This window comes from Pseudomonas citrullilanati (assembly GCF_030580855.1).
Taxonomy (GTDB): domain Bacteria; phylum Pseudomonadota; class Gammaproteobacteria; order Pseudomonadales; family Pseudomonadaceae; genus Aquipseudomonas; species Aquipseudomonas citrulli.
Map to the genome: position 1 here is coordinate 223,141 of NZ_JAUQOP010000001.1, position 21,112 is coordinate 244,252.

Genomic DNA, 21,112 nt, shown 5'->3' on the forward strand with positions numbered 1-21,112 from the left:
CATGTTGAGACCCAGGATTATTCCCTGCTTGCTGATTCAAGACGGCGGGCTGGTGAAGACAGTGAAGTTCAAGGATCCCAAATACGTTGGGGACCCGATCAACGCGGTGAAGATCTTCAACGAGAAAGAAGCCGACGAATTGATCGTGATCGACATCGATGCCACGGTGAATTCTGTCGAGCCCAATTACGCCCAGATTGCCAAATTGGCGGCGGAGTGCCGTATGCCATTGTGCTATGGCGGGGGCATTCGTACCGCGCAACAAGCCAAGGAGATTATTGCGCTGGGCGTGGAAAAGGTCGCTATCAGTTCGGCCGCCTTCGAGACGCCTCAGTTGATCAGTCAGATCGCTGAAGAAATCGGCAGCCAGAGCGTCGTTGTGGTCCTGGACCATAAAGCCCGTCTGTTGAGTAAGCAGCAGGAGGTCTGGACGCACAACGGCACGCGCAACACCAAGCGTGGTGTCCTGGAAGCGGCTCAAGAGTTTGAAAGGCTCGGAGCTGGCGAAATCGTGCTCAATTCCATCGAAAACGACGGCAGGATGAAAGGGTACAATGTCGAGTTGGCCGTCAAGCTTCGTGAAACCGTGCGCATCCCCATTACCATCCTGGGCGGCGGCGGTTCGCTTGAGGACATGCGTGGCGTGGTGGCGGCGTGTGGCGTGGTAGGTGTGGCGGCAGGCAGCTTCTTTGTGTTCAAGGGCGCATACCGGGCGGTGTTGATCAGCTACCCGAGCGCCCAGCAGAAAGACGACATCATTTATTCAGCTCTACGAGCCCGGTAATTCCCCGGGTTCGCTGCAAGGGTCAGATCATATGTTCAACGGCAAGAAACTTCTTATTACCGGCGGTACGGGTTCTTTCGGTAATGCAGTGCTCAAGCGTTTCCTGGATACCGACATCGCGGAGATACGCATTTTCAGCCGTGATGAGAAAAAACAGGACGACATGCGCAAGCGTTACAGTAACGCCAAGCTGAAGTTTTACATCGGTGACGTGCGTGATTACCAAAGCGTGCTGAACGCCACCCGCGGTGTTGACTATATCTTCCATGCCGCCGCGCTCAAGCAGGTTCCGTCCTGCGAATTCCACCCCATGGAAGCGGTGAAAACCAACGTCATCGGTACTGATAACGTGCTCGAGGCGGCTATCCAGAACGGTGTTCGACGGGTGGTTTGCCTAAGTACCGACAAGGCTGTGTACCCCATCAATGCCATGGGTATTTCCAAGGCCATGATGGAGAAGGTCATGGTCGCCAAGTCGCGTAACGTCGACGAGAGCAAGACGGTTATCTGCGGTACACGCTATGGCAACGTCATGGCTTCTCGGGGTTCGGTCATTCCCCTGTTCGTCGAGCAGATTCGGGAAGGCAAGTCGCTGTCGATCACGGATCCGAACATGACCCGGTTCATGATGACCCTGTCCGATGCCGTGGACCTGGTGCTCTATGCTTTCGAACATGGCAACAATGGCGATCTTTTCGTGCAGAAAGCGCCTGCGGCTACCGTGCAAACCCTGGCGCAAGCCTTGACCGCCATGCTCGGACTGCCCGATCACCCCATCCAGATCATTGGCACGCGCCATGGCGAAAAGCTTTACGAGGCGTTGCTCAGCCGTGAGGAAATGGCCTGTGCCGAAGACATGGGCGACTATTTCCGTGTCCCGCCGGACCTGCGCGACTTGAACTACAGCAAGTTCGTCGAGCAGGGCGAGGAGAAGATTTCCCACACCGAGGACTACAACTCGCATAACACCGAGCGCCTGGACGTCGAAGGCATGCAGAAGTTGCTGTTGAAGTTGGAATTCATGCGGGCCATCCAGCGTGGCGAGCATGCCACTCCCGAGGAGTGAGGCCTATGAAAGTCCTTGTTACCGGCGCCAACGGTTTTGTCGGCAAGAACCTGGTTGCCCACCTGCAGGAGCGCCGAGATGTCCAGGTGGTTCGATTTGGTCGCGAACAAGCAGCTGGCGACTTGTTGTCGATACTGGAAGGTGTGGACTTCGTGTTTCACTTGGCGGGCGTCAATCGACCGCAGCGCGTGGAAGAGTTCAGTGAAGGTAATAGCGGCCTGACCGAGTCGTTGTGCGCCGCCATCAAGACCAGTGGGCGGGCGATCCCCGTGATCTACACCTCGTCCATACAAGCCGAGGTGGATAATCCCTACGGAACGAGCAAGCGGGACGCGGAACGCGCGCTCCTGGAGCTTTCAGAACAGCAAGGCTCACCGGTCTATCTGTATCGCTTGCCCAACGTTTTCGGAAAGTGGGCGCGACCGGATTACAACTCCGCGGTAGCGACGTTCTGCCATAACATCGTGCGTGACCTGCCGATCACCATCAATAACCGGGCTGCGCCATTGCAATTGGTCTACATCGACGATGTGGTCAAGAGCTTCATCGACGTGATGGATGGCAAGGCCGCGCCAGGCACCTATCAGGATGTCCAGCCGGTCTACGACACTACGGTCGGGGCGCTGGCGGATCAATTGCAGGCGTTCAAGCACAGCCGGGAAACGATGGTGACCGAACGGGTCGGAACCGGTTTGGTCCGTGCGCTGTATTCAACCTATCTCAGCTATTTCCCCCCTGAGGTATTCACCTACGAATTGCCCAAGCATGGTGATGCGCGGGGCGTATTCGTCGAAATGCTCAAGACCCGGGATGCAGGGCAGTTCTCCTACTTCACTGCCCATCCCGGTATCACGCGGGGAGGGCATTACCATCACAGCAAGACCGAGAAATTCCTGGTCATCAAGGGGCAGGCCTGCTTCCGTTTCCGGCATATCGTCAGCGGTGAGTTCTATGAGCTCCACACGGACGGCGACACCCCGCGAGTTGTCGAAACGGTGCCGGGTTGGACCCATGACATTACCAACACTGGCGATACCGAAATGATCGTAATGCTGTGGGCCAACGAGATTTTCGATCGTGAACGGCCAGACACCTACACCATGGCAGTTGGCACCCAGGCCTGAAGGATTAGCAATGAACACTGCACTGAAAAAGCTGAAAATCGTCACCGTCGTCGGAACGCGTCCGGAAATCATTCGCCTGTCCCGGGTAATGGCTGCGTTGGACAAGTACTGTGAGCACGTATTGGTGCATACCGGGCAGAACTACGATTACGAATTGAACGAGATTTTTTTCCAGGACCTGGGCATTCGCAAGCCTGACCACTTCCTGAACGCCGCCGGCAGTACCGGTGCCGAAACCATCGGTAACGTGATCATCGCGGTGGACCGGGTATTGGCGAGCATTCAGCCGGAGGCCTTGCTGGTCCTGGGCGATACTAACAGTTGCATGGCGGTCATCCCGGCCAAGCGCCGCAAGATCCCTACTTTCCACATGGAAGCGGGGAACCGCTGTTTTGACATGCGCGTCCCGGAGGAGATCAATCGGCGCATCGTCGACCACACGGCCGATATCAACCTGACCTACAGCACCATCGCCCGTGATTACCTGTTGGGCGAGGGGTTGCCAGCCGATCGTGTGATCAAGACCGGCAGCCCGATGTTCGAGGTGCTCAATCACTACCGCGACAGCATCGTGGCGTCGGATGTCCTGGAGCGGCTTGGCCTGGAAGCGGGCAAGTTCTTCGTGGTCAGCGCACACCGGGAAGAGAACGTCGACTCGGACAAGAACTTCCTCAAGATGGTCGAGGTGCTCAACACCGTCGCCAGTACCTTCGGCCAGCCCGTGATCGTCTCCACCCATCCGCGTACTCAGAAACGCGTGGACGCGATGGGCATCGTCTTTCATGAGAACGTCCGTTTGCTCAAGCCCCTGGGCTTCATGGACTACAACAAGCTGCAACTCGAGTCCCGTGCCGTCCTTTCTGACAGTGGCACCATCAATGAGGAGTCTTCCATCCTCAATTTCCCGGCCTTGAACCTGCGTGAAGCCCATGAGCGGCCTGAAGGGATGGAGGAAGCGGCAGTGATGATGGTCGGCCTGGAAGTCGAACGCGTCCTGCAGGGGCTCAATATCCTCCAGGCGCAACTGTCGGGAACCGAGCGCAGCCTGCGCCTGGTGGCGGACTACAGCATGCCCAACGTTTCCGAAAAGGTCGCCAGGATCGTGCACAGCTACACCGACTACGTGAACCGTGTCGTCTGGAAGCGGTATTGAGTCGAGTTGTGAATATGCCTGAGAGCAAGCTGAACATTTTGGTGGTCACGCAGTATTTCTGGCCGGAGAACATGCGGATCAATGATCTGGTGCGTGATTTCACCGAAAAAGGACATTCGGTCACGGTGCTCACCGGGGTGCCCAATTATCCGGAAGGTCAGGTGTTCGAAGCCTACAAACGCGCACCGCACCAGTTTGCCGATTATCACGGTGCAAGCATTGTCAGGGTTCCCATGGTTACGCGTGGAAAGCGCAGCCTCCAGTTGATCCTCAACTACCTGAGCTTCTTTACCAGCGCCTCGACCCTCGGTGCCTACGCGTTGCGGGGTCGAAGCTTCGATGCCGTCTTCGTCTATGCCGTATCCCCCATCATGGCGGCGATCCCTGCCTTGGTCATCGGTCGCCTGAAGGAAGCGCCCGTATTCATCTGGGTCCTGGACCTGTGGCCGGAAACGCTGAGGGCGGTCGGCGTATTGAAAAAGCCGGCGTTGTTGGCCCTGGTAGGGCGGATGGTATCGTGGATCTACAACCGCGCCGACTATTTGCTGCTGCAATCCAACGGCTTCGTCGAGAACGTCAAGGGCTACTGCACGCGGCCCATGGCGCCGGAACGCCTGGTCTATTTCCCCAGTTGGGCTGAAGACGATTTCTCGACGGCAGTGGATCCTTCGACCTCGATACTGGCCCGCGACGAGTCGGTCTTTACCGTAGTCTTTGCCGGGAACCTGGGCGAGGCCCAGGATTTCCCTGCGGTGCTGGACGCGGCTGAGCAACTGCGCGGCAAAGTGGCCGTGCGCTGGGCCATCGTGGGTGACGGCCGGATGAGTGAGTGGCTGGGGCAACAGGTCAGCGCACGTGGGCTGGATAACGTATTGCTGCTGGGGCGGCATCCGTTGGAAGCCATGCCGGCGCTGTTCGCCAACGCCGACGCGCTACTGGTTTCACTGAAAACCAACGATGTATTTGAAAAAACCATTCCGGGCAAGGTCCAGGCCTACCTGGCTTCGGGCAGGCCCCTGCTGGGCATGATCAATGGTGAAGCTGCGCGTGTCATCGATGAGTCGGGTGCCGGTTTCACGTGCGCATCCGGTGACGCCCAGGGGCTGGCGCGCATCACCCAGGCCTTGGCCGAGACGGCGGCTCCTGAACTCAAGGTGATGGGTGAAAGCGGCCGCAACTATTACCTCCAGCACTACTCCAAGCAGCGATTGCTGGCACGCTTGGAAGACATCTTCAGAAACGCCACGCTACGGAAGGTAGATCGCTGATGCAGCACAGTATTCTCATGACCGGAGCGAGTGGGTTTGTCGGTGGTGCATTGCTCGAGCGCTTGCACGCGCAGGCCGGGACCTCGGTGACTGCGGTGGTTCGTGGCGACAGGCCGCTACCGGTGCCGGCCAATACGGTTCGGGTCGAGGCATTTTCCCCACAGACCCAGTGGCAACCGCACCTGGCCAATGTGGACACGGTCATTCATTGTGCTGCGCGCGTGCACGTGATGAATGATACGGAAGCGGATCCACTGGCCGCTTTTCGGCAGGTCAACGTGGAGGGCACGCTCAACTTCGCGCGGCAGGCGGCTGAAGCCGGTGTGCGCCGCTTCATTTTCATCAGTTCCATCAAGGTCAATGGGGAAGGCACTTCACCTGGCCGTCCCTACCGCGCGGACGATCTGCCCGCTCCGGCCGATCCGTATGGCGTGTCCAAGCAGGAGGCCGAGGAGGGCCTGCGCCAGCTCGCGCAAGCGACGGGGATGGACGTGGTCGTCGTCCGGCCTGTCCTGGTATACGGCCCAGGGGTGAAGGCGAACTTCCTGAGCATGATGCGTTGGCTGGACAAAGGCGTGCCGTTGCCTTTCGGTGCCATTGATAACCGTCGCAGCCTGGTGAGTATCGATAACCTGGTCGACCTGATCGTCACGTGCATCGACCATCCGGCGGCCGCGAACCAGACGTTCCTGGTCAGTGACGGGGAGGATCTGTCGACGACGGCGTTGCTCAGCCGGATGGCCCGTGCGCTGGGCAAGTCGGCCCGACTGATACCGGTCCCCAGTTGGATGCTCGAGCGGGGTGCCAGCCTGTTGGGTAAAAAAGCGCTGTCCCAGCGCTTGTGCGGTTCGCTGCAAGTCGATATCGAGAAAACCCGGACACTTTTGAATTGGACCCCGCCTGTGAGTGTCGATGACGCCCTGGCCAGGACCGCCCGGCATTTCAGGATGAATCAAGCGAAATGATGTACTTCTGGTTGTTTTTCCCTGTCGCGATGGCTTCGCTGCTCATGACGGCAGGCCTTCGTCGCTATGCCTTGGCACGCAGCATCATCGATATTCCGAACGCACGCAGCTCGCACAGCATCCCGACTCCCCGGGGAGGGGGCGTGGCAATCGTGGTTGCGTTCCTGGCGACACTGCCGTTGCTGGGCCAGCTGGGGTTGGTGCCGCTTGGGTATTTGGTGGCGTTGGGAGGGGCGGGTGCGCTGGTCGCCATTGTGGGGTTCATGGACGATCATGGTCATATTGCCGCACGGTGGCGATTGCTCGGGCATTTCAGTGCGGCTGCCTGGGCGCTGACGTGGCTCGAAGGGCTGGCGCCCCTGAGTCTGTTTGGCTTCAGCGTCGACCTCTCCTGGGTCGGGCACGCCCTGGCCGCTGTCTATCTGGTCTGGCTCCTCAACCTGTATAACTTCATGGATGGTATTGACGGCATTGCCAGTGTGGAGGCGGTGCTGGCCTGCGTCGGAGCCAGCGTACTCTACGTCTTGTCGGGTTTCACCGACCTGATCTGGCCGCCGTTGATACTGGCGGCTGCGGTACTGGGCTTCCTGTTCTGGAATTTCCCACCGGCGAAGATTTTCATGGGGGACGCGGGCAGCGGTTTCCTGGGCATCGCGCTGGGAATCATGTCGCTGCAAGCGGCCTGGGCCTCTCCGGCCTTGTTCTGGGCCTGGTTGATCCTGTTGGGGGTATTCATCGTCGACGCGACGGTCACACTGATTCGTCGATTCCTGCGGGGTGACAAGGTCTACGAAGCACACCGCAGCCATGCTTATCAATTCGCCTCGCGGCGCTATGGTCGCCATCGCCCGGTCACGCTGGCGGTGGCCGCAATCAATGTGTTGTGGTTGTTCCCCGTGGCGTGGTGCGTCGTGATGTTGAAGCTCGACGGGCTGACAGGCCTGTTGCTGGCATACGTACCGCTGGTGGTGCTGGCCTTCAAGTTCAAGGCGGGTCAATTGGAGAGCGCCTGAGCAGTTGGGTAACAGAGAGCAGGTGAGTGAAAAGAGAAGGCGGTAGCCGTACAGCCTTCACGAGAATGGGTAGGAACGACAAGGTGTTGGAAACATTCATGGATAGACTTCGCGTCGCACTGCTGGGGCTGCCACGTCGGCAGAAACGCCTGCTTCAGGTCATGACCGATGTGCTGTTGGTCTGGCTCGCCTTGTGGCTGGCATTCGTGGTGCGCCTTGGCCTGGACGATATGGTCAACCCGTTCATCCATCATCCATGGCTGATGCTCAGCGCTTCCTTGATAGCCATCCCCATGTTCATCCGATTCGGGATGTATCGGGCGGTCATGCGCTACCTGGGGAACGATGCCCTCATCGCGATCATCAAGGCGGTCAGCCTCAGTGCCCTGGTACTGGCGCTCGTGGTGTATTGGGGTGCCGCCTACATGGCCCCCGTGCCACGTTCCGTCATTTTCAACTATTGGTGGCTCAGTCTGGTGATGATCGGCGGCCTGCGACTGCTCATGCGCCAGTACTTCATGGGCGATTGGTTCATCCCGGCCCACCACGTGCCTTTCGTGAACCGCACCACGGGGCTCACCAAGGTCGCGATCTATGGTGCCGGTGCTGCCGGTAATCAGCTGGTGGCGGCGTTGCGCATTGGTCGAGACATGCAACCGGTGGCGTTCATCGATGACGACGTCAGTATCGCGAACCGCATGATTTCCGGCCTGCAGGTGTTCAAGCCGAAACACATCCAGAAGATGATCGAACTCACCGGGGCCCAGGAAGTGCTGCTGGCCGTTCCCTCGGCGAGCCGTGCGCGTCGACGTGAAATCCTGGGCTATCTCGAAGGTTATCCGCTGCACGTACGCAGCGTTCCGGGTTTCATGGACCTGGCCAGCGGCCGGGTGAAGGTCGACGACATCCAGGAGGTGGATATCGCCGACTTGCTGGGACGCGATGCGGTGCCTGCGCAACCTGCGCTGCTGTCGCGCTGCATCCAGGGCAAGGTGGTGCTGGTCACGGGCGCGGGCGGCTCGATCGGTTCCGAGCTCTGCCGCCAGATTCTCGCCTTGCAACCGACCACATTGCTGCTGTTCGATCACAGTGAGTTCAACCTCTACAGCATCTTGAGCGAACTGGAGGAGACCATCACCCGGCAATCGCTCCCGGTCAATGTATTGCCGATCCTGGGATCCGTGCGCAACGCGAATAAACTGTTCGACACCATGGCTTCCTGGAAGGTCGATACGGTGTATCACGCCGCCGCCTACAAGCATGTACCCCTGGTCGAGCACAACATCGCCGAAGGCATGCTCAATAATGTCATCGGTACATTGAACACCGCACAAGCGGCGTTGAAGGCCCAGGTCGAAAATTTCGTGCTCATCTCCACCGACAAGGCCGTGCGCCCGACCAACATCATGGGCAGTACCAAGCGTCTGGCGGAAATGGTGCTGCAGGCCCTGAGCCAGGAGGTCGCCCCGGTGCTGTACGCGGACAGCGGGAATGTCGCCCGGGTCAACAAGACCCGTTTCGTCATGGTGCGCTTCGGTAATGTGCTGGGATCATCCGGCTCGGTTATCCCGCGCTTCCGGCAACAGATCAAGTCCGGCGGACCCATCACCGTCACCCATCCGAATATCACCCGTTACTTCATGACCATTCCAGAAGCCGCCCAGTTGGTGATCCAGGCGGGTTCGATGGGACGCGGAGGGGATGTCTTCGTGTTGGACATGGGGGAACCGGTGAAGATTGCCGAGTTGGCGGAGAAGATGGTCCTTCTGTCAGGCTTGAGCGTGCGTTCCGAGAAGAACCTTCACGGAGATATCGCGATCGAATTTACCGGGCTGCGGCCGGGTGAAAAACTCTACGAGGAACTGCTGATCGGGGACAATGTGGTCGCGACCCCGCACCCGATGATCATGAGCGCCAACGAGGACCACCTGCCCTGGGAGGTACTCAAGGCCAAACTGGATGAACTGATGGCGGCCGTTGCCAAGGACGAATATTCGCGGGTGCGCATGCAGTTGCGCGAAGTGGTCAGCGGTTATACCCCGGAGGGAGAAATTGTCGATTGGATATTCCAGCAACGACGCATGGTGCCGAAACTTAAGGACCGCTGACCAGGCCACGACGCTGGAAGGGGTCTATTCTCACGTATTGAGACGGATGCGTTTCTGATGATCGTTTTATCGAGGATGCGCTGCGCTTATACGTTCGATAGGAGCGGATTCGCGACGGGAGTGGGCCAAGGTGCGTAAAGGATTCATGGATAAGCTAAGAATAGCTTTGCTTGGATTGCCAAGACGCCACAAGCGGGCGATCCAGGTGGCGACAGATATCGTCCTTGTCTGGTTCGCCCTGTGGCTTGCATTCGTCGTTCGGCTTGGTGTCGAGGCATTGGCGAGCCCGATCGAAACGCACCTGTGGCTATTTGGTTCAGCACCGCTGGTTGCCATACCGATCTTCATCCGCTTTGGCATGTATCGCGCCGTCATGCGTTATTTCGGTAACGACGCCCTGATCACGATCTGCAAGGCTGTCAGTCTGTCTGCATTATTGCTGGCCCTCGTGGTGTATTGGTACAGCAATCATAAGACTGTCGTTCCGCGCTCCATCATTTTCAATTATTGGTGGCTCAGCCTAATCATGATTGGCGGCCTGCGCCTGATGATGCGGCAGTATTTCCTGGGCGACTGGTTCGCTGCGGCGCAGCATGTCCCCTTTACGAGCCGCGACGATGGCCTGCCCAAGGTCGCGATCTATGGTGCCGGTGCCGCCGGCAACCAACTCGTGGCCGCCTTGCGCATGGGGCGTGTCATGCGGCCGGTAGCGTTCATCGACGATGACAGCAGCATTGCCGACCGGGTGATTGCCGGATTGCAGGTCTACGAGCCGAGCAATATCCAGAAGATGATCGATACAACCGGTGCCCAGGAGATTTTGCTGGCTATTCCGTCCTCCTCCCGTGGGCGACGCCGGGAAATATTGACACTGCTCGAGGGGTTTCCTCTGCATGTGCGCAGCGTTCCCGGCTTCATGGACCTGGCCAGTGGCCGGGTCAAGGTCGATGATATCCAGGAGGTGGATATCGCCGACCTGCTGGGGCGTGACTCGGTACCTGCGCAAGCTGATTTGCTTGAGCATTGCATCGCGGGCCAATCGGTACTCGTGACCGGGGCGGGCGGATCGATCGGCTCAGAACTGTGCCGGCAGATCCTGGCGCTGAAGCCGACGACACTGCTGCTTTTCGAGCACAGCGAGTTCAATCTCTATAGCATCCTGTCCGAGCTGGAGCCCCGGATTGCGCGGGAGTCGCTGTCCGTTCGCCTGTTGCCTATCCTGGGGTCGGTACGAGACCAGAACAAGTTGCTGGATGTGATGAAGACGTGGAACGTTGACACGGTCTATCACGCCGCCGCCTATAAACATGTGCCAATGGTCGAGCACAATATCGCTGAAGGCGTCCTCAACAATGTGATCGGTACGCTTAATACCGCGCAGGCCGCGCTGCAGGCGGGCGTGGCGAACTTCGTCCTGATTTCGACGGACAAGGCCGTGCGGCCGACCAACGTGATGGGCAGCACCAAGCGGCTTGCGGAGTTGACCTTGCAAGCCCTCAGCCGAGAGCTGGCGCCGGTGTTGTTCGGTGATCAGGCCAATGTTTCACGCGTCAACAAGACCCGCTTCACCATGGTCAGGTTTGGCAACGTACTCGGTTCGTCCGGTTCGGTCATTCCTCTGTTCCACAAGCAGATCAAGTCCGGCGGTCCATTGACCGTCACCCACCCCAAGATCACTCGCTATTTCATGACCATTCCCGAAGCGGCCCAGCTGGTGATCCAGGCAGGTTCCATGGGCTTGGGCGGGGATGTCTTCGTGCTGGACATGGGGGAGCCGGTGAAGATTGTCGAGCTGGCGGAAAAGATGATCCACTTGTCTGGCTTGAGCGTGCGTTCGGAAAAGAACCCTCATGGCGACATTTCAATCGAGTTCACGGGCCTGCGTCCTGGCGAGAAGCTTTACGAAGAGTTACTGATCGGTGACAACGTTGTTTCGACCCAACATCCGATGATCATGAGCGCCAATGAGGATTTTCTACCCTGGGATGTGCTCAAGGTCAGGCTCACCGGGCTGTTGGCGGCCATCGAGCGGGATGACTACGCGCGAGTCCGCCAATTGCTTCGCGATACGGTCAGTGGTTACGCCCCGGACGGTGAGATCGTCGACTGGATCTATCAACAACGTCGCCTAGAGCCCTGATTGTTACACATGCTGTAACTTGCCTGTCTTTGACATCGCTCCATGAACGCCTAAGTTTGAGAGGCAGCTTCGGAAAAGCTGCTTCTTTCTAAACGACGTCATGGAGCTTCACTAATGCGTAAAGGCTATTTCTACTCGCTGGTTTTTTCCCTGCTGGCCGGTGCTTCCGTAGCAGCTATCGCTGCGCCTGCGGTAAAAAACGAGGCCACGGTCGCGCCGCAGGCAACGGAACTGTCAACAAAGCGAGAGGGCATCAAGGTGGACCTCAACGCGGCGGATGCCGCGACATTTCAACGTGACCTGACAGGAGTAGGCGAGGCGAAGGCCAAGGCCATTGTTGCGTACCGTGAGAGTAATGGGCCATTCTCATCGGTTGATGAACTGCTGGAGGTCAAGGGGATAGGAAAGGCAATCCTGGACCGCAATCGCGACAAGCTGGAAGTGAACTGACGAGTAATAGGGAAAAAGGCCGGTCGTGACGACTGGTCTTTTTACGTGCTAGCCGGTAATAGCCAAGGCAGCCTCAAGCCAGAGCCTCAGGGACAGGATATGCTCTCGTAACGCTTGCACTTGCGACTCACCCCGACCAAGGACCCGCGCCATGCACAAAAACTACCCAGCCGCCTACCAGGTCAGCAAAGGTTCCGCCCTACAGGTCGACAAGCCCTTCTACGACCGTATCCGCGCTGAACACGACAAGCGCACCCTGATCGAACAGTTCGAAGTCCCCATCCGCACCGGCCGCGCCTGGCACGTACCCGCTGGCCACGTGTTCCGCGTCACCACCCCGGTCGGCCCGCAGGTGGGGGATTTCAACGTTTGGAATGCCCACGATCCAAGGGAGCGCTTGTGGGCGGCGCGTACCCGCCAGCTCCAGGGCGCCCATGTCAGCACCCATGATCGGTTGTGGTCGAACCTGCCATTCCTGCGACCGCTGGTGACCATCACCGATGACAGCCTCGCCGGCTATGGCATCGATGAGCATGGGGGGCGGTTGCACGATTTGCTGGGCACGCGTTGCGATCCGTACGTCAACAAGATGCTGACCGGCGAGGATTTCCATCATCACTGCCATTCGAACCTGACCCGTGCGGTGTTGCCTTTCGGCCTGACCGAGTTCGATGTACACGACGTGCTGAATATCTTCCAGTGCACCGGGCTTAATCATGACGATATGTATTTCATGAAGGCCTGTCCGGCGCAGAAGGGCGATTACCTGGAGTTTTTTGCCGAGATCGACCTGCTCTGTGCGCTGTCCACATGTCCCGGTGGCGACCTGTCGGTGGCGATGTGGGGCCCCGATGCGCAGGACCCGCTGAGTGTCTGCCGTCCACTGGGGGTGGAGATCTATCGGTTGGAGGATTCGTTGCTCGAGGGCTGGAGCCAGCCTGAGCGGGCGGCGTACAAGGGGTTGCATGGCTTGCACATCGCCAAGGCGGATTGGGAGAAGTAACACCCGTTGGCGAAAAGGGCGCGGTCACTTGTGGCGAGGGGATTTATCCCCGCTGGGCGCGCAGCGCCCTTTCAAAAGCCCACCCAGTTCATCAGATACTCCCGGGTGGCCAGTTTAGGGCCGCTGCGCAGCCCAGCGGGGATAAATCCCCTCGCCACAAAGGCGCTGTGTCATCCACGCGTTCAACGATCCTTGGCCTCCTTCGCATCCATCTCGGCGTTGCGTTCGGCCACACGCTTGCGCTGCTCATCGGTCAGTTCGACCTTGTTGGCGGTGTCGCGCAGCATCATCAGACCACCAACGATCGAGCCGATTGCAACAATCAGAATCAACCAGGCATACCAGGGCATAGCGTTCTCCTTGAAGGCGCGGCCAGTGGGCGTCTGTTCGCCGATCTGCCGTGCCTACCCTTTATGAGCGAAAGTCGTTCGCGGTGGTTCCATACTACGCCCGTTCGGCCTGGGTAGCCGGATGACCTTTTAAGCTGGCGTGGGGCGAGCCTGCTCGCGAACAGGGCTGCATTGTCGCCGCCGCCGCCATTCTTTACGCATTCTTTATCCCCCAAGCCCTTCCTCGATCTCGTTCCTTTACACCCTCCCTACGGACAATCACTCCACCCACGGCATGACGCCGTGCCACGGAGAAATCCCATGAGTGTTCTGGACGGGGTGTCGCTGCTGTTGGCAGTGGCACTGTTCATCTACCTGCTGGTCGCGCTGTTGCGCACGGATCGGAATTAGGAGCGGCTATGCACGGTTATGATTTCGGGCTGATCCTCGCCTTCTTCGCCCTGGTGCTGATTCCGGCACCGTTCCTGGGGCGTTTTTATTACCGGGTGATGGAGGGTCAGCGGACCTGGCTTTCTCCGGTCCTCGGGCCGGTGGAGCGGGGGTGCTATCGGCTGGCAGGCGTTGACCCTGGCGCTGAGCAGAGCTGGCAGAAGTACGCCCTGGCCCTGCTCGCGTTCAACCTGGCGGGTTTTGCGCTGTTGTTTGCGATCCTGTTGTTGCAAGGGCACCTGCCGCTCAACACCGAGCAACTGCCGGACATGGAATGGACCCAGGCCTTCAACACGGCCGTGAGTTTCATGACCAACACCAACTGGCAGTCCTACAGCGGCGAAGCGTCGGTGAGCTACCTGAGCCAGATGATCGGCCTGACGGTGCAGAACTTCGTCAGCGCCGCCACCGGCCTGGCTGTGCTGGTGGCGCTGTGTCGCGGGATCGGGCGCAAGTCCGCGGCAACGCTGGGCAATTTCTGGGTCGACATGACCCGCGCCACCCTTTACGGGCTGTTGCCGTTGTGCCTGTTGCTGGCGCTGTTCCTGGTGTGGCAGGGCGTGCCGCAAACGTTCGCGCACTATGTGCACGCGGTGACCTTGCAGGGCGCCGACCAGGTCATCCCGTTGGGCCCGGCGGCCAGCCAGATTGCGATCAAGCAACTGGGCACCAACGGCGGCGGCTTCTTCGGTGTCAACTCGGCGCACCCGTTCGAGAACCCGACGGCCTGGAGCAATCTGTTCGAAGTCACGTCGATCATCCTGATTCCCGCTGCGCTGGTGTTCACCTTTGGCCACTACGTCAAGGACCTGCGCCAGAGCCGGGCGATCATTGCCTGCATGCTGGCGCTGTTCCTGATCGGCGGCGCCACGTCGCTGTGGGCCGAATACCAGCCGAACCCGGCGTTGAACCACCCAGCTATCGAGCAAACCGCGCCGCTGGAAGGCAAGGAAGCGCGTTTCGGCACCACCGCCACGGTGCTGTGGTCGGTGACCACCACGGCCGCTTCCAATGGCTCGGTCAACGCCATGCACGACAGCCTCAACCCCCTCAGCGGTATGGTCGCGCTGGTGAACATGATGGTCGGCGAGGTGATTTTCGGCGGCGTCGGCGCGGGGCTCTACGGCATGTTGTTGAACGTGCTGATCGCGGTGTTCCTGTCCGGGTTGATGATCGGTCGTACGCCGGAATACCTGGGCAAGAAACTCGGCGCCCGGGAGGTGCAATTGCTGGTGGTCACCCTGCTGGTGATGCCGGTGAGCGTGCTGGTACTGGGGGCGATCGCCGCAAGCCTGCCCGGGCCGGCGGCCGCGGTGAGCAACCCGGGCGCCCATGGTTTCAGCCAGTTGCTGTACGCCTACACCTCGGCGGGAGCGAACAACGGCTCGGCCTTCGGTGGGTTCGGCGCCAATACCCCTTTCCACAACCTGATGCTGGGGCTGGGCATGTTGATCGGGCGCTTCGGCTACATCCTGCCGGTGCTGGCGCTGGCCGGTAGCCTGGCGCTGAAGAAAACCGCGCCGATCGGGCAGAACAGCTTCCCCACCCACGGTCCGCTGTTCGTCACCTTGTTGACCGTGACCATTTTGCTGGTGGGCGGCCTGACCTTCCTGCCGACCCTGGCCCTGGGGCCGATCGCCGAACATTTGAGCATGGGTTTCTGAGGAACTGATGATGAATATGCCGATGAGCAAAGCCGTCGTCGCCAAGGCGCCGGAACCCCTGAAAACCAACTTCGCGTCCTTGTGGCGGCCGGCGCTGGTGCAAGCGTTCGTCAAGCTCGACCCACGCCAGTTGCACCGGGCCCCGGTGATGCTGGTGGTGGAGCTGACCGCCATGCTCACCACCGTGCTGTGTTTCGTTCCCGACGCGACGGTGCCAACGTTCGTCGCCGTGCAGATCGCCCTCTGGCTGTGGTTCACCGTACTGTTCGCCAACTTTGCCGAAGCCCTGGCCGAGGGACGCGGCAAGGCTCGGGCCGATAGCCTCAAGGCCGGCAGCGAAGGCTTGAGTGCGCGTCGTCGGACCGCCAACGGTTTTGAAGTGGTGCCCGCCACCCGCCTGCGCAAGGGCGACGTGGTGCGTGTCGCGGCCGGGGAGATGATCCCGGGTGACGGCGAGGTCATCGAAGGCATCGCTGCCGTCAACGAAGCGGCGATCACCGGGGAGTCGGCACCGGTGATTCGCGAGTCCGGCGGCGATCGCTCCGCGGTCACCGGCAACACCCGGCTGGTTTCCGACTGGTTGCTGGTGCGCATTACCAGCAACCCCGGCGAGTCCACCCTGGACCGCATGATCGCGCTGGTGGAAGGCGCCAGGCGCCAGAAGACGCCGAACGAAGTGGCGCTGGACATCCTGCTGATTGGCCTGACGCTGATCTTCCTGCTGGTGGTGGTGACGCTGCAACCCTTCGCCCATTTCGCCAATGGCAGCCTGCCGCTGGTGTTCCTGGTGGCGCTGTTGGTCACCCTGATTCCCACCACCATCGGTGGGTTGCTGTCGGCCATCGGCATCGCCGGGATGGACCGGCTGGTGCGCCTGAACGTGATCGCCAAGTCCGGTCGCGCGGTGGAGGCGGCGGGGGATGTGCACGTGCTGATGCTGGACAAGACCGGCACCATCACCTTTGGCAATCGCCGTTGCGCGGCGGTCCATGCCGCTCCGGGAGTAGGCACCCACGAGCTGGCCGAAGGGGCGCTGTTGGCTTCGTTGGCCGACGACACCGCCGAGGGCAAGTCCATCGTCGAGTACCTGCGGGGTTTGCAGGCGCTGCCCGAACCCGGCGTCGAAACGCTGACGGCGGTGCCGTTCAGCGCCGAGACCCGTTTGTCCGGTGTCGACTACCAGGGGCGCACGTACCGCAAGGGCGCCGTGGATTCGTTGTTGGCCTTCATTGGCCTGGCGCGCGAGGACCTGCCGCCGGCGCTGGCCCGGGAGGTCGACAAGATCGCCCAGAGCGGCGGTACACCATTGCTGGTGGGCGTGGACGGCCGGCTGCTGGGCGTCATTCATCTCAAGGACGTGGTCAAGCCGGGCATTCGCGAGCGCTTCGCCGAGTTGCGCCAGTTGGGCATTCGCACGGTGATGGTGACCGGCGATAACCCGCTGACCGCCGCGGCGATTGCCGCCGAGGCGGGAGTCGACGACGTGCTGGCCGAGGCCACGCCGGAGAAAAAGCTGGCGCGCATTCGCCACGAGCAGAATGACGGTCGGCTGGTGGCCATGTGCGGCGACGGCGCCAACGATGCCCCGGCCCTGGCCCAGGCCGATGTCGGCATGGCCATGAACGATGGCACCCAGGCGGCGCGGGAAGCGGCCAACATGGTCGACCTCGACAGTGACCCGACCAAATTGCTGGATGTGGTGCAGATCGGCAAGGAGTTGCTGGTGACTCGCGGCGCATTGACGACATTCTCCATTGCCAACGACATCGCCAAGTACTTTGCCATCCTGCCGGCCTTGTTCGCTTCGATTTATCCACAGCTCGGCGTGTTGAACGTGATGCACCTGGGCAGCCCGCAGAGCGCGATCCTGTCGGCCATCGTCTTCAACGCCTTGATCATCGTGGTGTTGATCCCCCTGGCCTTGCGCGGCGTGCGGGTGCAAGCGGCGAACGCCGCGGCCCTGTTGCGGCGCAACCTGCTGATCTATGGCCTGGGCGGGATCGTGGTGCCGTTCGTGGGGATCAAGGCGATCGATATGTTGCTGACGGCGTTGCACCTGGTTTGAGTTCACCCTTCCCTGTGGGAGCAAGGCTTGCCCGCGATGAACGATGATGCGGTCTTGCTTGAGATCGAGGTGTCTGCGTCGCGCGCAAGCGTTGCTCCCACAAGGTGATTCCCACAGGTATTGCTTGCACGATATCTACTTCAACTCGAGGGTTTTGAAATGTCCACTCTGATACGCCCGGCCTTGAGCCTGCTATTGCTGATGACCCTGATTACCGGTGTCGCGTACCCGCTGGTGGTCACCGGCGTGGCGCAGGTCGCCTTTCCCCTTCAGGCCAACGGCAGCCTGATCGTCGATGCCGCAGGCAAGGTCCGTGGCTCGACGCTGATCGCCCAGGATTTCACCGGCGATGCCTGGTTTCATCCACGCCCCTCGGCCGCGGCCTTCGCCACCGTCGCCAGTGGCGCGAGCAATCTTTCGCCAAGCAATCCGGCCCTGGCTGCGCGGGTGATCGCCGACGCCGGCAAGTGGCAGGTTCCCGGGGAAGGGCCGGTGCCGCTGGCGCTGCTGACCACGTCCGGCAGCGGCCTGGACCCGCACTTGCCACCGGGCGCGATTGCCTATCAACTGGCGCGTGTCGCGGCGGCGCGCAACCTGCCGGTCTCGACGTTGGAGCAACTGCTCGACGCCCATGTCGAGCAGCCCTTGGTGGGGCCGCCGGTGGTGAATGTGCTGGCGCTGAACCTGGCGCTGGAAAAGCTCTGACGGGGTGGGAGCGAGCCTGCTCGCGAGCGCGGTGGATCAGTCGCCATGATAGTGACTGGCACGCCGCTTTCGCGAGCAGGCTCGCTTCCACGAAATATTGGATCAACAGCTGAAAAGAGAACCTCTGCACATGAGCGATTCCGGCCGCGCCGACGCACTGCTAGCCCATCTTCCGCGTAACGGCCGGGGCCGGCTCAAGGTCTTTCTGGGCGCGGCCCCTGGTGTCGGCAAGACCTACGCCATGTTGCAAGCGGCCCACAGCCAGCTACGTCAAGGCGTGAAGGTCATCGCCGGCGTGGTCGAGACCCATGGCCGCACTGAAACCGAAGCGCTGCTCGGCGGCCTGCCGCAGCAGCCATTGGTGCGTTCGGAGTATCGCGGGGTGATGCTCGAGGAGATGGACCTCGATGGCCTGCTCGCGGCCCGGCCCGCCCTGGTGCTGGTGGATGAGCTGGCCCACAGCAATGCCCCGGGCAGCCGCCACGTCAAGCGCTGGCAGGACATCCAGGAGCTGCTCGCGGCCGGCATCGATGTCTACACCACCGTCAACGTCCAGCACCTGGAAAGCCTCAACGACCAGGTACGCGGCATCACCGGCGTGCAGGTTCGCGAGACGCTGCCGGACTGGGTCCTGCAGGAGGCCGACGAGTTGCTGCTGATCGACCTGCCGCCGCGCGAGCTGCTGGAGCGGCTGCGCGATGGCAAGGTCTACGTACCGGAACAGGCTCGCGCAGCCATCGACGCTTTCTTCACCCAGACCAACCTGACCGCCTTGCGCGAGTTGGCCATGCAGACCGCCGCCGCCCAGGTCGATAACGACCTCGCCCAGGGCTATCGACAACTGGGCCAGGCCGCTCCGGCGGTGCGCGGGCGATTGCTGGTGGGGGTGGACGGCGACGACCAGGCCGAACGCCTGGTGCGCCACGCCAGTCGCGTCGCCCAGCGCCGGCATTTGCCCTGGAGCCTGGTGCACGTGGACGACGGCAGTGCCCGGGACGAGGCCTCGCGCCAGCGCTTGCAGAACGCCCAGCAACTGGCCGAACGCCTGGGCGGCGAAGTGGTGTTGCTGCGGGCCGGCGAAGTGGCCCGGACACTGGTCCAGCATGCCAGCGAGCGTCGCGCCACCCTGCTGCTGGTGGGCCAGTCCCGTCCGCGGCTGCGACGGCGGTTGTTGGGTGGCGGCCTGGCCTCCCGGTTGCTGCGCGATGCCCGTGGCCTGGAAATCAACGTGCTGGACGGCGACGAACAACCACGTCCGGCCCGGGTGCGTTCCAGCAGCGTACAGACCGGGTTCGATTACGCGCTGGCGCTGGTCGCGACAGCGGCGGCCAGTGCCTTGGCCTGGGTGATTTCGGGGCTGTTGGCATTGCCCAATATCTCCCTGGTGTTCCTGCTGGCGGTGCTGCTGGTGGCGGTGCGCAGCAGCCTTGGCCCGGCGCTGGCTTGCGCGGCGTTGTCGTTCCTGGCCTACGACTTTTTGTTCATCCCACCCAATTTTTCCCTCACCATCCAGCGCGAAGAGGACGTGCTGACCCTGGTGTTCTTCCTGTTGATGGCGGCGCTGACGGGCAACCTTGCCGCCCGCCAGCGCCGCCAGTTGCAAGCGTTGCGCGACACCCAGGAAGAAACCGGCGAACTGCTCGACCTGTCGCGCAAGCTCACCGCCGCCACGGATCGCCAGGCCGTCATCAGCGCCGCCACACAGCACCTCGGCGGTTGGCACGACCTGCAACTGTGCCTGCTCAACCGCGACGGCCAAGGCGGTTGGAAGATCGAGAGCGGCGAGCCACTGGCGTTCACCGAGGCCGAGCGCGCGGCCGCCGACTGGTCCTGGCAACACGACCAACCGGCTGGCGCGGGCACCGGTACGCTGCCCTCCGGGCGCTGGTGGTGGTGGCCGTTGTCGGCGGAGGGCGGCCCGCTGGCCTTGCTGGGCGTGTGTCCGAAAGAGGGCACGCCACTCAGTGGCCAGCGCCGCCGGTTGCTGGCGGCCCTCAGCCAACCCTTGGCCCAGGCGCTGGCCCGGGCGCAACTGGCCCAGGACCTGGAAGCGGCGCGCCTGCACGGCGAAACCGAACAATTGCGCAGCGCCTTGTTGGCGTCGGTGTCCCATGATCTGCGCACGCCGCTGACCGCCATGCGCGGCAGCATCGACAGCCTGCTGGCGCTGGGGGAGGCGATCCCGCTGGCGGACCGCCGCGAACTGCTCGAAGGGACGCGCGATGAGGCCGAGCGCCTGGACCGCTACATCCAGAACCTGCTGGACATGACCCGCCTGGGGCACGGTGCGCTGAAACTGGCGCGGGACTGGGTATCGCCGGCCGATATCGTCGGCAGTGCGCTGAATCGCCTGCGTGCGGTGTTGGCGCCCCTGGCGCTGGCGGTCGAAGTCGCCCCCGAACTGCCCTTGCTGTACGTCCATGCGGCACTGATCGAGCAGGCCTTGGTGAACGTGCTGGAGAACGCCGCGCGTTTCTCGCCGGCCCATGGGCGGCTTCTGCTGAGCGCCGGGACGACGGACAACGAAGTGTTCTTTGCCGTGGCTGATGAGGGGCCGGGCATTCCCGAAGAGGAACGGGAGAAAATCTTCGACATGTTCTATACCGCTGCCCGAGGCGACCGCGGCGGACAGGGCACCGGGCTGGGGCTGGCGATCTGTCAGGGCATGGTCGGCGCCCATGGCGGTCGCATCAGCGTGGGCGACGGCCTGGACGGGCGCGGCACCTGCATCACCCTGCACCTGCCGTTGCAGGCGCAACCGGACCTGGACGATGAAGCCTGAGCGGCGCTGCGATATGCTTGCCGCTTGCCACTGATCCCGCATT

Annotated in this window: 17 protein-coding genes; 16 read left to right on the forward strand and 1 reads right to left on the reverse strand. The window is 61.4% G+C overall.

Features of this window, described 5'->3' with window-relative positions; all coding sequences use genetic code 11:
• Position 1 precedes the first annotated feature (1 nt).
• The 11 genes from Q6A48_RS00955 (at position 2) to Q6A48_RS01005 (ending at position 13,074) form a co-directional block, all read left to right on the forward strand.
• A complete protein-coding gene (locus Q6A48_RS00955) occupies positions 2-784 on the forward strand; it encodes an AglZ/HisF2 family acetamidino modification protein (RefSeq protein WP_304551225.1) in 783 nt (260 codons plus the stop codon).
• Between the two features lie 31 nt (positions 785-815).
• A complete protein-coding gene (locus Q6A48_RS00960) occupies positions 816-1,850 on the forward strand; it encodes a polysaccharide biosynthesis protein (RefSeq protein ID WP_304551226.1) in 1,035 nt (344 codons plus the stop codon).
• A gap of 5 nt (positions 1,851-1,855) precedes the next feature.
• Positions 1,856-2,974, forward strand: coding sequence for a UDP-2-acetamido-2,6-beta-L-arabino-hexul-4-ose reductase (gene wbjC / locus Q6A48_RS00965; RefSeq protein WP_304551227.1), 1,119 nt, complete (start codon positions 1,856-1,858; stop codon positions 2,972-2,974).
• A gap of 22 nt (positions 2,975-2,996) precedes the next feature.
• Positions 2,997-4,127: a non-hydrolyzing UDP-N-acetylglucosamine 2-epimerase gene (wecB, locus tag Q6A48_RS00970; RefSeq protein ID WP_304551405.1), complete on the forward strand. Its 1,131-nt coding sequence runs from the start codon at positions 2,997-2,999 to the stop codon at positions 4,125-4,127.
• A gap of 14 nt (positions 4,128-4,141) precedes the next feature.
• Entirely contained in the window at positions 4,142-5,395 is a 1,254-nt protein-coding gene (locus Q6A48_RS00975; RefSeq protein WP_304551228.1) for a glycosyltransferase family 4 protein, read from the forward strand.
• Positions 5,395-6,360, forward strand: a complete 966-nt coding sequence (locus Q6A48_RS00980; RefSeq protein ID WP_304551229.1) for a UDP-glucose 4-epimerase family protein — start codon at positions 5,395-5,397, stop codon at positions 6,358-6,360. The genes Q6A48_RS00975 and Q6A48_RS00980 overlap by 1 nt, the downstream gene beginning before the upstream one ends.
• A complete protein-coding gene (locus Q6A48_RS00985; protein ID WP_304551230.1) occupies positions 6,357-7,373 on the forward strand; it encodes an MraY family glycosyltransferase in 1,017 nt (338 codons plus the stop codon). The genes Q6A48_RS00980 and Q6A48_RS00985 overlap by 4 nt, the downstream gene beginning before the upstream one ends.
• Before the next feature lie 98 nt (positions 7,374-7,471).
• The gene (locus Q6A48_RS00990; RefSeq protein ID WP_304551232.1) at positions 7,472-9,481 is read left to right on the forward strand and encodes a polysaccharide biosynthesis protein; all 2,010 of its coding nucleotides are present in this window, start codon (positions 7,472-7,474) and stop codon (positions 9,479-9,481) included.
• Between the two features lie 145 nt (positions 9,482-9,626).
• Positions 9,627-11,621 (forward strand): polysaccharide biosynthesis protein, encoded by a 1,995-nt coding sequence (locus tag Q6A48_RS00995; protein WP_304551408.1) that lies wholly within the window; start codon positions 9,627-9,629, stop codon positions 11,619-11,621.
• 114 nt (positions 11,622-11,735) lie between these two features.
• Complete coding sequence (locus tag Q6A48_RS01000; protein WP_304551234.1) at positions 11,736-12,071, forward strand: ComEA family DNA-binding protein; 336 nt, start codon at positions 11,736-11,738, stop codon at positions 12,069-12,071.
• Between the two features lie 151 nt (positions 12,072-12,222).
• Entirely contained in the window at positions 12,223-13,074 is an 852-nt protein-coding gene (locus tag Q6A48_RS01005) for an urea carboxylase-associated family protein (protein ID WP_304551236.1), read from the forward strand.
• Between the two features lie 182 nt (positions 13,075-13,256).
• Here the strand turns inward: Q6A48_RS01005 and Q6A48_RS01010 are convergent, their stop codons facing one another.
• The gene (locus tag Q6A48_RS01010) at positions 13,257-13,424 is read right to left on the reverse strand and encodes a DUF2897 family protein (RefSeq protein ID WP_003183831.1); all 168 of its coding nucleotides are present in this window, start codon (positions 13,422-13,424) and stop codon (positions 13,257-13,259) included.
• 300 nt (positions 13,425-13,724) lie between these two features.
• Here Q6A48_RS01010 and kdpF point away from each other — a divergent pair, with 300 nt between their 5' ends.
• The 5 genes from kdpF (at position 13,725) to Q6A48_RS01035 (ending at position 21,069) form a co-directional block, all read left to right on the forward strand.
• Positions 13,725-13,814: a K(+)-transporting ATPase subunit F gene (kdpF, locus tag Q6A48_RS01015; RefSeq protein ID WP_047701565.1), complete on the forward strand. Its 90-nt coding sequence runs from the start codon at positions 13,725-13,727 to the stop codon at positions 13,812-13,814.
• An 8-nt stretch (positions 13,815-13,822) separates the two neighbouring features.
• Positions 13,823-15,517, forward strand: coding sequence for a potassium-transporting ATPase subunit KdpA (gene kdpA, locus Q6A48_RS01020; RefSeq protein ID WP_304551250.1), 1,695 nt, complete (start codon positions 13,823-13,825; stop codon positions 15,515-15,517).
• A 10-nt stretch (positions 15,518-15,527) separates the two neighbouring features.
• Complete coding sequence (kdpB, locus tag Q6A48_RS01025; RefSeq protein WP_304551251.1) at positions 15,528-17,582, forward strand: potassium-transporting ATPase subunit KdpB; 2,055 nt, start codon at positions 15,528-15,530, stop codon at positions 17,580-17,582.
• Positions 17,583-17,741: 159 nt separating this feature from the next.
• Positions 17,742-18,287: a potassium-transporting ATPase subunit KdpC gene (gene kdpC / locus Q6A48_RS01030; protein ID WP_304551252.1), complete on the forward strand. Its 546-nt coding sequence runs from the start codon at positions 17,742-17,744 to the stop codon at positions 18,285-18,287.
• 130 nt (positions 18,288-18,417) lie between these two features.
• A complete protein-coding gene (locus Q6A48_RS01035) occupies positions 18,418-21,069 on the forward strand; it encodes a DUF4118 domain-containing protein (protein ID WP_304551254.1) in 2,652 nt (883 codons plus the stop codon).
• Positions 21,070-21,112 lie beyond the last annotated feature (43 nt).